Source organism: Pseudomonas sp. SDO5215_S409, from assembly GCF_054071325.1.
The window spans coordinates 89115-104329 of sequence record NZ_JBSVWN010000004.1; the positions used below are offsets into that span (position 1 = coordinate 89115).

Here is a 15215-nt window from a genome sequence, read left to right on the forward strand (position 1 = left end):
TGCAGCAGGCGACCGGCTTCGTCGCTGCCGTCGACCTGGATCGGGCGGGTCAGGTCGCCCCCGGCAATGTCCTCGGCCGCCTCCAGCGCCCGTGCGATGGGCTGGGTGATGCTGCGGGTCAGCAACCAGGCGAACAGCACCGTCAGTGCCGTGGCGATCGACAACAGCGCGACCACCATCTTGAACGCCAGGTCGTACTGGGCTTCAGCCTGCTGGTTAGTGGTGGTGGCCACCCGGTTATTGATCTCCAGCAAGCGGTTGAGCACCGTGTTGACCTGCTCGGAGTTGTTGAGCAGCTCGGTGTTGAGCAACGTGCGCAGCGCCTCCACCTGGCCTGCCTGCGACAGGCTCTTCATGCGGGCTTCAATCTGATGGTATTGGCCCAGCAGGCGCACGTATTCATCGTAGGCTGCGCGTTCTTCGCTGCCGTCGATCAACTTTTCATACGTGGCTTGGGCTGCGCGTATCTGTTGGTTGCGCAGGTCAAAGGCATCCAGGGTCTTTTGCTGCACATCGGGTTCGCGGTTGGTCAGCAAGCGGTAAGACAACACGCGCAGGCGCAGGGTCAGTTGGGTGAACTCGTCCAGGGCGCGGATGGCGGGCACGCTGCTCAGGGTGACGTCTTCGGTGGCGGCGCGAATTTTGCTCATCTGGTGCAAGGCGAACACACCGAGAAACAACATCAGCGCACCAATCAGCGCAAAGCCCAGGGAGGCCCGTGGCGCGATGTTCATATGACGAAGGGACATGTCGTGAATCCAGGGAGAAGCGCGATCCATGCGGGGTTCAGAGGGGGTGTACATGACTTATCGGTCATACGACTAAAGTCTTAAGCGGCTGCGCGCTTTTGTCGCATCAACAGGCGGGTTTGGCGGTTTCAGGAACCAGATCGCGATATTGCAGTCACTAAGGCTCCAAAGTGTGGCCTGACCCGTAAAATCAGGGCCGCGCGCCAGGATAACCCTGGCATCCGAGGTGAATTTTCTTTATCGTCACCGCCCTTTGAAAAAGCCCGAGAAATCAAAATGTTAGAAACATCTCTCAGCCAGCTGGAACAACTGGTCAGCGACCTGGTGCAGCAAAACCAGGACCTGCTGGGCATCCAGGAATCCCTCAAGGCCGAACTGGCCCGCGCCAAGGATGAAAACGACAGCCTGCAACTGACCCTGATGGAACAGGAAGAAAAGAACGGCGCCACGGCGGCGCGTATCCAGGCGTTGGTTGAGCGCGTGAGCGCAGGTCCTGTCGGCGCATGAACGAGGGGATAAAGGTCGTTTCGATTCTCGGAGAGGATTACTCGATCAAGGCGCCAGCTGGCGAAGACAACACGCTGATGAGCGCGGTGAACCTGCTCAAGGCCTCCCTGGCCACCACCAAGAAAAAGTACCCGACCCTGATCGGTGACAAGCTGTTGGTGCTGGCGGCGCTGAACCTGTGCGCCGAACAGATTGAAATGCAGCAGCGTCACCAGCAGGAACTCGACCGTTACCAAGAGCAAGTCAGCGCCACGGTCGATGTCATCTCCAAGGCGATCGGCCAGCCCTGATCGAGGGGTTAGAACCACTCGTCCTGCATGCCCAGGCACGTATCATCGCGTGTCTCCAGCAGGGACAGGTCATGATGGCAGCCCGGAATTTCCCAGGTCAGGAAGTACCGGGCGGCCTGCAGCTTGCCTTTATAGAAGGCCGCGTCCGCCGCATCACCGCGTGCCAGCCCTTCCTCGGCGCGAATCGCCTGCTCCAGCCAGCGCCAGCCAATCACCGTGTGCCCGAACACCTTCAGGTACAGCGCCGAGTTCGCCAGGCTGCTGCTGACGTTGCCGTGGGCCAGGTCCGTCAACAGACCGAGGGTGACGGATTGCAGGCGGGCCAGCAGTTTTTCCAGGGGTTCGCGCAAGCTATCCAGTGAGCTGTGGGCCTGTGCCCGTGCGCCCGTCATGGCGATCAGGCGGATCAACTGCTTGAGGCCCGCGCCGCCGTTTTGCGCCAGTTTGCGCCCCAGCAAGTCCAGCGACTGAATGCCGTGAGTGCCTTCGTGGATCGGGTTCAGGCGGTTGTCGCGGTAGTACTGCTCCACCGGGTATTCGCGGGTGTAGCCGTGGCCGCCGAGGATCTGGATCGCCAGTTCGTTAGCCTTTAAACAAAACTGCGAGGGCCAGGACTTGACCACCGGCGTGAGCAGGTCCAGCAACTCCTGGGCGTGTTCGCGCGCTTCCTCGTGTTCAAGGGTGGTGGTGTCGTCAAACAACCGCGCGGCGTACAGGCCCAGGTCGAAGGCGCCTTCCACGTAGGCCTTTTGCGTGAGCAACATGCGTTTGACGTCTGCGTGCTCGATGATCGCCACGGGGGCGGTGGCCGGGTCCTTGTTGTCTGGCAGCCGGCCTTGCGGGCGTTCGCGTGCGTAGGCCAGCGAGTACAGATAACCGGCATAGCCGAGCATGACCGCGCCCATGCCCACGCCGATGCGCGCCTCGTTCATCATCTGGAACATGCAGCTCAAGCCCTGGTGCGGCTTGCCCACCAGATACCCCACGCAGTTGCCGTTATCGCCGAAATTCAGCGCCGTGGACGTGGTGCCGCGCCAACCCATCTTGTGGAACAGCCCGGCCAGCAACACGTCATTGCGCTCGCCGAGGCTGCCGTCTGGGTTGACCAGGAATTTGGGCACGATAAACAGCGAAATGCCCCTCACCCCGGCAGGTGCGCCGGGAAGCTTGGCCAGCACCATGTGCACGATGTTTTCCGACAGCGAGTGGTCGCCGCCCGAGATGAAAATCTTGTTGCCCTTGAGCCGATAGGTGCCGTCTGGCGCCGGTTCTGCGCGGGTCCGAATATCCGCCAGGGACGAGCCCGCATGCGGTTCGGTCAACGCCATGGTGCCGAAAAAACGGCCTTCGATCATCGGCTGCAGGAAGTCTTGCTTTTGCGCCTCGGTGCCAAAACTTTCGATCAGGTTGGCCGCGCCCATGGTCAGGAACGGGTAGGAGGCGGTGGCCGCGTTGGCCGACTGGAAGTGGGCAAAACAGGCTTGCGACAGTAGCGTGGGCAACTGCATGCCACCGGCTTCAAAGCTGCGGGCGGCGTTAAGAAAACCCGCTTGCAAAAACGCGTCCACGGCCGGTTTCACCTCGGGAATCAGCACGGCCTGGCCGTTCTCGTAGCGTGGCTCGTTTTCGTCGTGCTTGCGGTTGTGCGGGGCAAAGAACTTTTCGGCAAGGCTGCGCGCGGTGCCCAGGGCAGCGTCGAAGGTTTCCCGATTGTGTTCGGCAAACCGCTCGCGCTGGGTCAGGCCCTCGGCATCGAGAACTTCGTACAGCTCGAAAGCCAGATTGCGGGAACTGAGCAGCGTCTCGGACATGGCGGCCTACCTGTGTGGGAATAGGCCTGAGTCTAAGTGAGCTTATAGAGCAGGGGTAGGAAGATTGATGAACCTTATGGAGGGGTAGAAGAGAGCGGCACGCTTCAAGCGACCCGCAAAAGCCCCGTGGCTCTTACTGGCTGCTTGAAGCGTGCGCCAACCCCTAGCCGATCGTCATCAGGCTGGCGTTACCGCCCGCCGCGGCGGTGTTGACGCTCAGCGCCCGCTCGATCACCAGGCGTTCCAGCGCAATCGCCGTTTCGCCCGCTGACAAGCCTTGCACCCCGACAATCGCGCCGCTGCGCTTGGCCACTTGCTGGCACACCCCACGCAGTTGATCGGAGTCGCCGTGGTGCAGGACGGCGTCGAAGACCACCTCGTCGCGGGTCCAGTCGGCCACGCGCTGGATTTTCGCCTGAATGTCCTTGGGCAGGCGTGTGAACACGGCCTTGCTCACGTCTGTTTCCGGCCACACCGCCGAGCTGCCGACGGCCAGTACGGCGGCCAGTTGCACCAGCAGGTCGGCTTGCGCGTCGGCCAGGCACAGTACGTGTTCGCGGGGCAGGATCGCGTAACTGTTGCGCTCGCCGGTCGGGCCGGCCAGGGCACGGGTCACGCCGCTTTGCGACTGGGCGGCGAACTGGGCGCACAAGGTGCTCAGGTCAGCCAGTTTGCTGCTGTCTGCCCAGGCTTTGAGGGCGCTCAGCGGTTGGCTCATGGCCTCGCGCAGGCGCACGTCCGGTGCTGCCAGTTTGTCGCCGCGGACGAAGGACTGTTCGATCGCGTCCGTAGGACGAGTGGACAGCAGGCGGTACAGGTACAACGGCCCACCGGCCTTGGGGCCAGTGCCCGACAGGCCTTCGCCGCCAAACGGCTGCACGCCCACCACAGCGCCGACGATGTTGCGGTTCACGTAGACGTTACCGGCATTGACGTTGTCCACCACCTTGGCGATGGTTTCGTCGATACGGGTGTGCACGCCCAGGGTCAGGCCGTAGCCCGAGCCGTTGATTTGCGCGATGAGCGAGTCCAGTTCCTTGCGCTTGTAGCGCACCACGTGCAGCACCGGGCCGAAAATCTCCCGTTGCAGTTCGTCGAAGCTTTCCAGCTCGATCAGGGTCGGCATCACGAAGGTGCCGCGCTTGACCTCGTCGCTGTCGGCAATCGCCACCTGGTACACGCTGCGCCCTTTGTCGCGCATGGCCTGGATGTGTGTGTCGATACCGGCCTTGGCTTCGGCGTCGATCACCGGGCCGATGTCCACCGACAGGCGTTCCGGGTTGCCGAGGCGGCATTCGGCCATCGCGCCCTTGAGCATTTCGATGACGCGGTCTGCCGAATCTTCCTGCAAGCACAGCACGCGCAGGGCCGAGCAACGCTGGCCAGCGCTGTCGAAGGCCGAGGACACCACGTCGATCACCACCTGTTCGGTGAGGGCCGACGAGTCGACGATCATCGCGTTCTGGCCGCCGGTTTCGGCGATCAGCGGGATCGGGCGGCCCTGGGTATCCAGGCGCCCGGCGATGTTGCGCTGCAGCAGGCGGGCCACGTCGGTGGAGCCGGTGAACATCACGCCTTTGACGCGCTCGTCGCCAACCAGGCGGGCACCCACGCTTTCGCCTTGGCCCGGCAGCAATTGCAGCACGCCTTCGGGAATGCCGGCTTCCAGCAGCAGGCGCACGGCCTGAGCCGCCACCAGCGGGGTTTGTTCGGCGGGTTTGGCCAGCACCGGGTTACCGGCGGCCAACGCTGCGGCGACCTGGCCGCTGAAGATCGCCAGCGGGAAGTTCCACGGGCTGATGCACACCACCGGGCCCAGTGGGCGGTGGGCGTCGTTGGTGAAATCGTGACGTGCCTGCACCGCGTAGTAGCGCAAAAAGTCCACGGCTTCACGCACTTCGGCGATGGCGTTGGCAAAGGTCTTGCCCGCTTCGCGAGCCAGCAGGCCCATCAGCGGCTGGATCTCGCCTTCCATCAGGTCGGCGGCGCGTTCCAGGATCGCGGCACGTTCGGCGGGCGGGGTGGCCTGCCAGATCGGCGCGGCCTTGAGGGCGCAGTGGATGGCGTTGTCGACGTCTTCGACAGTGGCTTCCTGTACATGGCCCACCACGTCGCGCAGGTCGGACGGGTTCAGCACCGGCACCGGGGTTGCGTCGCCCGCAGCGCAGCCGAGCATCGGCGCGGCTTTCCAGGGGGTGTTCGCGGTGGCCAGCAAGGCGCTGGACAGCGACGCCAGGCGGTGTTCGTTGGCCAGGTCAATGCCTGCGGAGTTGGCGCGGTCGCTGCCATACAGGTCACGCGGCAGGGGGATGCGCGGGTGCGGCAGGCCGAAGCCGCCCTCTACCGTGGCCATCTGCTCGATACTGGCCACCGGGTCGGCCACCAGTTCCTGAATGGAAATCGACTGGTCGGCGATACGGTTGACGAACGATGTATTCGCGCCGTTTTCCAGCAGGCGACGCACCAGGTACGCCAGCAGGGTTTCGTGGGTGCCCACCGGGGCATACACGCGGCACGGTCGGTTCAGCTTGCCGTCGGCGACTTTGCCCACCACTTGCTCATAGAGCGGCTCGCCCATGCCGTGCAGGCACTGGAACTCGTACTGGCCGGGGTAATAGTTCTGACCGGCAATGTGATAAATGGCCGACAGGGTGTGGGCGTTGTGCGTGGCGAACTGCGGATAGATGACTTCTGGCACCGAGAGCAGTTTGCGTGCGCAGGCGAGGTAGGAAACGTCGGTGTACACCTTGCGCGTGTACACCGGGTAGCCTTCCAGGCCTTCGACCTGGGCGCGCTTGATTTCGCTGTCCCAGTACGCGCCTTTCACCAGGCGGATCATCAGGCGGTGGCGGCTGCGGCGGGCCAGGTCGATGACATAGTCGATCACATACGGGCAACGCTTCTGGTACGCCTGGATCACAAACCCAATGCCGTTCCAGCCGGCCAGGCCCGGTTCAAAGCACAGGCGCTCGAGCAGGTCCAGAGACAGCTCCAGGCGGTCGGCTTCTTCGGCATCGATGTTCAGGCCGATGTCGTATTGCTTGGCCAGGAGGGTCAGCGACAGCAGGCGCGGGTACAACTCGTCCATCACGCGCTCGTACTGGGCGCGGCTGTAGCGCGGGTGCAAGGCCGAGAGCTTGATGGAAATGCCCGGGCCTTCATAAATCCCACGACCATGGGACGCTTTGCCGATGGAGTGGATGGCTTGTTCGTACGAGGCCAGGTACTTCTGCGCGTCGTGTTCGGTCAGGGCCGCTTCGCCCAGCATGTCGTAGGAATAGCGGAAGCCCTTGGCTTCGAACTTGCTGGCGTTGGCCAGGGCCTCGGCGATGGTTTCGCCGGTGACGAACTGCTCGCCCATCAGGCGCATGGCCATGTCGACGCCCTTGCGGATCATCGGCTCGCCGCTTTTGCCAATGATGCGGCTCAGGGACGACGTCAGCCCGGCTTCGTTGTGGGTGGCGACCAGTTTGCCGGTCAGCAACAGGCCCCAGGTGGCGGCGTTGACGAACAGCGACGGGCTGTTGCCCAGGTGCGGGTGCCAGTTGCCGGTGCTGATCTTGTCGCGGATCAACGCGTCACGGGTGCCCTTGTCCGGAATACGCAGCAACGCTTCGGCCAGGCACATCAGTGCGACGCCTTCCTGGGACGACAGCGAAAACTCCTGCAACAGGCCCTGAACGATGCCCGCACGGCCCCCAGCGCTCTTCTGGTTACGCAGTTTTTCGGCGATCGACGCGGCCAGCTTGTGGGTGGCCTCGGCCATCGGCGCGGGCAGGCGGGCCTGCTCGATCAGCATCGGCACCACTTCGGGCTCCGGGCGACGGTACGCGGCGGTGATGGCAGCGCGCAGCACCGATTGCGGCAGGATGCTTTCGGCGAACTCCAGGAAGCACTGGTGGACGTGGTCGGCGGGCACCTCGCCCGCATCGTCGGCGTCCTTGGTGCTCAAGCCGTTGAGTTCGTTGAGGGTTGCACCCCCCTCCAGTTTCTCCAGGTAATTGAAAATCGCCTGTTTGATCAACCAGTGCGGCGTGCGATCAATGGAGGCCGCGGCGGCTTTCAGGCGCTCGCGGGTCGGGTCGTCGAGTTTGACCCCAAGGGTGGTGGTAGCCATTTTTTATCCTCATGGGTGCCACTACCGAGTGGCATCTGCTGGCGCCAAGATTATCTGTGCGCCACAGGAGGTGCAACCGGGTGCAACCCGTTTTCTGCATGAAATTTCCGCGGCGGCGAGCGTGTTTAATCGATCGCGATCGTCTCGGCCGTTTATCCGCGCATTTGCTTCTGACTTTTGCCGTGCTTGCTCCGAAAAGGCGCAAAAACAGGCGTTTATCCGAAAAAATGTTTCAGGTGCAACTTATTCTCAATAAACGGTTGCACCTTGTTTAGTTTGTTGAATAGCATTCGCGGCCTAGGTGCAACCTTCATAAAAACAACGCCAGGACGCAACAATGAGCATAAGTAACCCCATCACGGTCACGTTTGTGATCTACATCGCTGCCATGGTGCTGATCGGCTTTATGGCCTATCGCGCCACCAACAACCTCTCCGACTACATCCTGGGCGGTCGCAGCCTGGGCAGCGTGGTCACTGCACTGTCGGCCGGCGCGTCGGACATGAGCGGCTGGTTGTTGATGGGCTTGCCCGGCGCCATCTATATGTCGGGCCTGTCGGAAAGCTGGATCGCCATCGGCCTGATCGCCGGTGCCTACCTGAACTGGCTGTTCGTGGCCGGCCGCCTGCGGGTGCAGACCGAGCACAACGGCGACGCGCTGACCTTGCCGGACTACTTCTCCAGCCGTTTTGAAGACAAGAGCGGCCTGCTGCGGATTATCTCGGCGGTGGTGATCCTGGTGTTCTTCACCATCTACTGCGCCTCGGGCATCGTGGCCGGGGCCCGTCTGTTTGAAAGTACCTTTGGCATGTCCTACGAGACGGCGCTGTGGGCCGGTGCTGCGGCGACCATTGCCTACACGTTTGTGGGCGGTTTCCTGGCGGTGAGCTGGACAGACACCGTACAAGCCACGCTGATGATCTTTGCCCTGCTGCTGACCCCGATCATCGTGCTGCTAGCCACCGGCGGCGTCGACACCACCTTTCTGGCGATCGAAGCGCAGAACCCCGACAACTTCAACATGCTCAAAAACACCACCTTCATCGGCATCATTTCGCTGATGGGCTGGGGCCTGGGCTACTTTGGCCAACCGCACATCCTGGCGCGCTTCATGGCGGCGGACTCGGTGAAGTCGATCGCCAACGCCCGGCGCATCTCCATGACCTGGATGATCCTGTGCCTGGGCGGCACGGTGGCGGTGGGCTTCTTTGGCATCGCCTACTTCTCGGCGCACCCGGACGTTGCCGGCCCCGTGACCGAGAACCACGAGCGCGTGTTCATCGAACTGGCCAAGTTGCTGTTCAACCCGTGGATCGCAGGGGTGTTGCTGTCGGCCATCCTGGCGGCCGTGATGAGCACCCTGAGCTGCCAGTTGCTGGTGTGCTCCAGCGCCCTGACCGAAGACTTCTACAAAACCTTCCTGCGCAAAAACGCTTCCCAGCGTGAACTGGTGTGGGTCGGCCGCTTGATGGTGCTGCTGGTGGCGTTGATCGCCATCGTCATGGCCGCCAACCCGGAAAACCGCGTATTGGGCCTGGTGAGCTACGCCTGGGCGGGTTTTGGTGCGGCGTTCGGGCCGGTGGTGCTGATTTCTGTGCTGTGGAAAGGCATGACCCGCAACGGCGCTCTCGCCGGGATTGTGGTGGGCGCGGTCACCGTGATCGTGTGGAAACAGCTCAGCCTGCTGGGCCTGTACGAAATCATCCCGGGCTTCCTCTTCGCCAGCCTGGCGATTTATGGGGTGAGCAAGCTGGGCGCGCCGACGGCGGGGATGGTCAAGCGCTTCGATGCGGCAGAGCAGGACTACCACCTCAACAAGTAAGCGGCTGGCTCGCTGAGTCGAGTTGAAAACGGCCCGCGTCCGAGAGGATCGCGGGCCTTTTTTTGCGCGGTGATCAGGCGCGTTCAGCGTCTGGCTGATTGAGAAAAATCAGCACGCCCAGGATCGCCATATAAAACTTGAACGCGGCGTCCTGGCCATTCCACTGATGAGACTGCCACATCAGGAACCACTCGCCGCCAATCACCATAAAGCCGAAAAACCACACCACAAAACCTGCGGTCAGGCCGACGATCGCGCTTTTTTTGGCGCGGTTGAACTCGGCGCTGCTGGCGTTTCGCGTGCGCCACAAGGCCAGTGCGCCACGGGCCAGCAACACGGCGGTCAGCCCTTCACCGGCGATGATCAGCCAGTACCCGGCGTGCCACAGCCAGGGCGTGGTGATGGCACGGTACAGGGCGGCGTTGCCGGGAAACGTGGTGTCCATGCTCAGCACGTGCTTGACGAAGGCGAAGTTGGAGCCGTAGTCGCTGATGTTGCTAAAGGTGACGAGCGTGGCAAACGCTGCCAGGGCGAGGGTCAGGACGATTTTTGCGTAGCGGGTGGCCATTGTTTATCCGTTGTCGTGCCAGGAGGGGCGACAACGCTAGCACGCCGTTGAGGCGGCTTCGACAGGCGATACATGAAGAATGCGTACCGAATGATGTAGGTGCTTTCTGAATTTCTCGCTGCGTAGTCTGAGCGGTAAAACGCTGATGCAGAATCGGCGCCTCCGACACTCGCAGAGACGCACCGGATGCTCGCGCCCGCCCATCACAGTGCCTTTACCCTGACCCTCGACGGCCAGCCCAGCGACCTCAATGTGCTCGGGTTCAAAGGGGATGAGGCCATCAGCAAGCCCTATCTTTTTGAGCTTGAACTGGTGGGGGAGCGCGCCGACCTGGACCTGGAGCGCCTGCTGCATCGCCCGGCCTTCCTGGCTTTCGATACGCAGGGGCATGGCGTGCATGGCCATATATTGCGCATCGCCCAGGGCGCTTGCGGCAAGCGCCTGACCCGCTACACGGTCGGCCTGGTGCCTCGTCTGGCCTACCTTGAACACAGCCGGCACCAACGCATTTTCCAGCACAAAAGCGTGCCGCAGATTATCGCGCGGGTCCTGGAGGGGCACGGGATTGGCGCAGATGCCTATGTGTTTCGACTCAGCGGTGCGTATCCCGCGCGCGAGTACTGCGTGCAGTTTGGTGAAACCGACCTGGCCTTCGTCCAGCGGTTGTGCGCTGAGTTGGGCATTCACTATCACTTCCAGCACGCGCCGGATGGCCACCTCTTGGTGTTTGGCGACGACCAGACCTTCTTCGTCCGAGCAGAGCAGCCCATGCGCTACGCGCCCGACGCCGGGCTGGCCGCCGAGATGCCGGGCATCCAGCAATTCGTCGTGCAACTGGACACCCGTACGACGCAAGTGAACCTGCGGGACTACAACTTTCGCAAGCCACGCCTCACGCTTGAAAGCGCGGCGGCTCACACGCTGAGGCCGGTCCTGGAAGACCAGGGCTATCCCGGCCATTTCACCGACCGCACGCACGGCAAGCGCCTGGCGCAACGGGCGCTGGAGCGGCATCGCCGCGACTCTCGTCAAGCCCGGGGCAGTGGCGATCAGCCGGGGCTGGCCAGTGGCCGCTTCCTGCACCTGGCTGGGCACCCGCGCCAGGAATGGAATGACCTGTGGCTGGTGACAGCGGTTACGCACACAGGCTGGCAGCCCCAGGTGCTGGAAGAGTCTGCCGATGCAACGGTGAGCGACGACGTTGCCCAGGGCTATCACCATGAGTTTGTCGCAACACCCTGGGACGTGATCTTCCGCCCGGACTTGCCGGAGCCTCGCAAACCGATACCGGGCTTGCAGAACGCCGTCGTGACCGGGCCCGTGGACAGCGAAATTCATTGCGACGAGTACGGCCGGGTCAAGGTGCAACTGCCCTGGGACCGCGATGGCGACTACAACGAGCACTCCAGTTGCTGGCTGCGGGTGGCCAGTGGGTGGGCCCATGAGCGTTACGGCGCGGTGCTGATCCCGCGAGTGGGCATGGAAGTGCTGGTGGGTTTCGTCAACGGCGACATCGATACCCCCGTGGTGCTCGGTTGTCTGGCCAATGCGGCAACGCCGGTGCCGCTGGACCTGCCAGCAGACAAGACCCGCAGCGTCTTTCGCAGCCAAAGCAGCCCCGGCGGCGGGGGGTACAACGAGCTGCGTATCGAAGACCGCAAAGGCGCGGAAGAAATCTACCTGCGTGCCCAGCGCGACTGGACCCAGCACATCCTCAACGACCAGCACGTGCAGGTGGACAACCTGCGACGGGTGAGCGTGGGCGGGGAGTCCCGCCACGAGCTGCACGGTGAGGAACAGCGCACCACCCATGGCAACCGGCTCACCGTGCTCAACCAGGATGACCACCTCACCGTCGCCGGATCGCAACAGACCCTTGCCGGGCGCACCCTTCAGATGGGCGCCGGGCAAAACATCATCATCGATGCGGACGACAACGTGACCATTCAAGCGGGCGGCCAATGGATCACCCTCTCGGCAGGCGGCATTTTCAGCAGCACGCCGATCCAGGTCGGCGGCGCACCCGCTGCTGCGGCTACGCCGTTGATGCCCGGTGCATCGCAGGCGCTTCAAACGCCCCCGCCCGTTGCGCTGAGCGGCGCGCAACTGTACAGCCTCAAACGTAATGCGCCGTTTTGCGAAGTGTGCGAGCCATGTGAGGAGGGCCCGTGCGCGTTACCGCCTGCGGGCAACCCGCCTCGCACGGCCGCCGCACAACCCTCCAGCGTCGAGCCGGGGTTTCACATCGTGCAACACGCGATGTCGCGGGATGCGCTGGAAGCCTCACTGTTCGAGTCGCCCGCAACAGCGGTGCTGGAGCGCTTTCGCAGCCTCAACCCGCAGCTGACGCAACAGGTCCGGCCTGGGCAATTGGTGGTACTCAGCGATCCGCAAAACAGCCAGTGCACCCGTGAGGACGCCTTGCTGATGGAAGCCGCCAGAGCCGTGAACGCTGCGCTGGCGCCGCTGAGTGATGACGAAGCGGCGTTCATGGTCGAGCACCAAGAGGTGATCGGGGCGTTTTTGGCGCAGAGTTCAACTGCGGTGGGGGTGGGGTCGAGTATGGTTGCAAGTTATCTGACGCAGACCAAAGCGGCTTTGCAGGAACTTGAGGCTTTGCATGTGAAGACATTCAAAACGTACGGTAACCTACAAGGTGTCGAGTTCTTTACTAAAAGGCAGCAGTTGTTGGTGCGGTTGGATAATAGTCTCGGGCCGTTGGTGCGCAAAGGAATTGGAGTTGCCGAACATCCTAAACTAAAGCGTGCGTTGGGTATTTCCAGTCGCAGCCTTGTTCATCATTGGAGTAAAGCGGGAGTCTCAGGAGGGATTCCTGGGTATGCAACGCATATCAGGGGTGTTGTACGGGCGAGCAACTATATGAAAGCGGGTGGCTATGTTGGAATGGGGCTGTGAGCGGCAGCGTCGGCGTTTAAAGTTAAAGAGGTGTGCAGGGTTGAAAGCGAGGAGGCCTGCAAACGGGTTAAATACACTGAAAGTGGCGCTTTTACAGGCATGGCACTGGGCGGCGTTATCGGCGGTATGGGCAGCGTTGGCTTGTGTGCCGGAATTGGGCTGGGTACGGCTGGGGTGGGCGGGCTAGTGTGTGTCGTTGTGCTCACCGGTTTAGGAAGTGCAGTGGCCGGGAACGCACTTTCATCAGCGGGAGAAGGTTTTGGCGAACTTATTTATGAGGGCGTGCGGTGATGAGTCCTTTTGAAATGACATTTTTTATAATGACGCTAATCATGTTTTCGGGTTGCTTTTTTATTGTGGGTGTGTGGATTTATATCGTCTTTTTTAAAATAACCGAGGTGGTGGAGGGCTTGGGTAATTCATTGGCTATTCAAAAGTGGAGCGCTGTTTTAGAACTCGGGGTGTTTGGAAGGTTTTGTGTGTTGAGTGTGGTTTCTGCACTTTTTATTTTTCCAAAAAAATCAATAAAAAAGGGCGAGCTTGATGCGGAAGACTTCAGGAATTTTCCACGGTCATTACGGCTTTGGATTGCTGTCACGATGCGCTCGGCATTGGTGCTGTTGTATCCAGTGGGCATAGGTTTGAGTTACATGGCCACATTCATTGAAAAATGATTGGTTGAACTAAACGGCCCGCCGGATTTGGCGGCGTATCTGGCCGCCTAGCGGGCCTGAGCGACCGTTGCATATACGCCACCCGGCGTGCGCCCCTGCACCTTTGCCCGCGTAGAAGGTAAACTTCGCCCCCTGCGCAGGAGCAACCATGAACTATCGTCACGCCTTTCACGCCGGCAACCATGCCGATGTCTTCAAACACCTGACCTTGACCTGCCTCATCGCCCTGATGTCGCGCAAGGAGCAGCCGTTTGCCTATCTCGACACCCACGCCGGTATCGGTCTGTATGACCTGCAGGGCGACCAGGCCAACCGCACCGGTGAATACCTGGAAGGCATCGCGCGCCTGTGGGGCCTGGCCGACCTGCCGCCGCTCACCGCCGACTACATGCGTGTGCTGCACGAGATGAATCCGGATGGCCAATTGCGCTACTACCCAGGCTCGCCCGAGCTGGCGCGCCGCCTCACCCGGCCGCAGGACCGCGTGCTGCTCAACGAGAAACACCCCGAAGACGGCCTGCTGCTCAAGGACAACATGAAGGGCGACCGCCGGGTGAAGGTGCACCTGGGCGAAGGCTGGCACGTGCCGCGAGCGTTGCTGCCAGTGCCGGAAAAACGCGCATTGATGCTGATCGACCCGCCGTTCGAGAAGCTCGACGAAATGCAGCGCTGCGCCGCGTCCTTGAAGGAAGCGGTGGGCCGTATGCGTCAGACCGTGGCCGCGATCTGGTATCCGGTGAAAGACCAGCGCCTGCTGCGCCGGTTCTATCAGGACCTGGCGGGCACCGGCGCGCCTAAGTTGTTGCGGGTGGAATTGCTCGTGCATCCCCTGGACACGCCCAACACCCTGACCGGCTCGGGCCTGGCGATTGCCAACCCGCCGTGGGGCCTGGAGGAGCAATTGCGTGAGTTGCTGCCGTGGCTGTCCAAGCAGCTGGGCCAGACCCAGGGCGGCTGGCAGATGGATTGGCTGATCGCTGAATAAGCGTGAGCGTCCAGCGGCACGCTACAAGCGGGTGCCCACACTCGCTCTGACGTGCCGCTTGAAACGTGCGGTTCCTAGATCGGGCACGTCACGCCTGTGCCGCCGATCCCGCAATAGCCCTGCGGGTTTTTCGCCAGGTATTGCTGGTGATAGCCCTCGGCAAAGTACACCGTCGGCGATTCTTCGATTTCGGTGGTGATGGTGCCCAGCCCGGCCTTGGTCAGCTCGGCCTGATACGCCTGCGCGCTGGCCTGCGCTGCCGCCAGTTGCTCAGGTGTGGTGGCGTAGATCACCGAGCGGTACTGGCTGCCGATGTCATTGCCCTGGCGCATGCCCTGCGTCGGGTTGTGCAGTTCCCAGAACATTTTCAGCAGGTCTTCGTACTTGAGTTTGTCCTGGTCATACACCACCAGCACCACTTCGCTGTGGCCGGTCAGGCCCGAGCACACTTCTTCGTAAGTCGGGTTGGGCGTGAAGCCACCGGCGTAGCCCACGACCGTGCTGACCACGCCATCACGCTGCCAGAAGCGCCGTTCGGCCCCCCAGAAGCACCCCAGGCCAAAGATCGCAAAGCCCACGTCCTCAAAGAACGGGCCCAGCAACGGAACGTCATTGACGAAATGCTTTTCGGGCAGTGCCATCGGGGTTTCACGGCCGGGCAATGCTTGTTCTGCGGTAGGGAGCACGTTTTTGTTCACCAGGATTTCCGAGCGCAAGACCATGATCAGTCCTCTCGTCAGGTTGGGTTAGCGGTAAATAATCAGACAGCCAGTGTG

Annotated in this window: 9 protein-coding genes and 2 pseudogenes; 6 read left to right on the forward strand and 5 right to left on the reverse strand. The window is 62.0% G+C overall.

Translation table 11 applies throughout. The features are described from left to right. Positions 1-26 precede the first annotated feature (26 nt). Positions 27-803: pseudogene (locus ACW9H9_RS03240) on the reverse strand (MCP four helix bundle domain-containing protein); the annotation flags it as partial. 222 nt (positions 804-1025) lie between these two features. Between ACW9H9_RS03240 and ACW9H9_RS03245 the strand changes: the two are divergent. Beyond that, positions 1026-1256 carry a hypothetical protein gene (locus tag ACW9H9_RS03245; RefSeq protein WP_457341572.1) on the forward strand — a complete coding sequence of 77 codons (231 nt, stop codon included), beginning with the start codon at positions 1026-1028 and terminating at the stop codon, positions 1254-1256. After that, positions 1253-1546 (forward strand): cell division protein ZapA, encoded by a 294-nt coding sequence (locus tag ACW9H9_RS03250; protein ID WP_457341573.1) that lies wholly within the window; start codon positions 1253-1255, stop codon positions 1544-1546. The genes ACW9H9_RS03245 and ACW9H9_RS03250 overlap by 4 nt, the downstream gene beginning before the upstream one ends. Positions 1547-1554: 8 nt before the next feature. Here ACW9H9_RS03250 and ACW9H9_RS03255 read toward each other — a convergent pair whose 3' ends face one another. Both ACW9H9_RS03255 and putA read right to left on the reverse strand, forming a co-directional pair. Beyond that, positions 1555-3357 (reverse strand): acyl-CoA dehydrogenase, encoded by a 1803-nt coding sequence (locus ACW9H9_RS03255; RefSeq protein ID WP_457341574.1) that lies wholly within the window; start codon positions 3355-3357, stop codon positions 1555-1557. Positions 3358-3520: 163 nt separating this feature from the next. Continuing rightward, the gene (gene putA / locus ACW9H9_RS03260) at positions 3521-7474 is read right to left on the reverse strand and encodes a trifunctional transcriptional regulator/proline dehydrogenase/L-glutamate gamma-semialdehyde dehydrogenase (RefSeq protein WP_457341575.1); all 3954 of its coding nucleotides are present in this window, start codon (positions 7472-7474) and stop codon (positions 3521-3523) included. Between the two features lie 337 nt (positions 7475-7811). Here putA and putP point away from each other — a divergent pair, with 337 nt between their 5' ends. Further along, positions 7812-9296, forward strand: a complete 1485-nt coding sequence (gene putP, locus ACW9H9_RS03265) for a sodium/proline symporter PutP (protein ID WP_457341576.1) — start codon at positions 7812-7814, stop codon at positions 9294-9296. 73 nt (positions 9297-9369) lie between these two features. On the opposite strand, the gene ACW9H9_RS03270 is transcribed toward putP, so the two are convergent. After that, on the reverse strand, positions 9370-9864 hold the full coding sequence (locus ACW9H9_RS03270) for a DUF2165 family protein (protein ID WP_457341577.1): 495 nt from the start codon (positions 9862-9864) through the stop codon (positions 9370-9372). 186 nt (positions 9865-10050) lie between these two features. On the opposite strand from ACW9H9_RS03270, the pseudogene ACW9H9_RS03275 reads away from it, so the two are divergent. The 3 genes and pseudogenes from ACW9H9_RS03275 to ACW9H9_RS03285 form a co-directional block, all read left to right on the forward strand. Continuing rightward, positions 10051-12036 (forward strand): annotated as a pseudogene (locus tag ACW9H9_RS03275) (type VI secretion system Vgr family protein); the annotation flags it as partial. A 1034-nt stretch (positions 12037-13070) separates the two neighbouring features. Next, positions 13071-13454 (forward strand): hypothetical protein, encoded by a 384-nt coding sequence (locus tag ACW9H9_RS03280; protein ID WP_457341578.1) that lies wholly within the window; start codon positions 13071-13073, stop codon positions 13452-13454. Between the two features lie 148 nt (positions 13455-13602). After that, positions 13603-14439: a 23S rRNA (adenine(2030)-N(6))-methyltransferase RlmJ gene (locus tag ACW9H9_RS03285; protein ID WP_457341579.1), complete on the forward strand. Its 837-nt coding sequence runs from the start codon at positions 13603-13605 to the stop codon at positions 14437-14439. 74 nt (positions 14440-14513) lie between these two features. Here ACW9H9_RS03285 and msrA read toward each other — a convergent pair whose 3' ends face one another. Continuing rightward, positions 14514-15161 (reverse strand): peptide-methionine (S)-S-oxide reductase MsrA, encoded by a 648-nt coding sequence (gene msrA / locus ACW9H9_RS03290; RefSeq protein WP_457341580.1) that lies wholly within the window; start codon positions 15159-15161, stop codon positions 14514-14516. Positions 15162-15215: the final 54 nt, after the last annotated feature.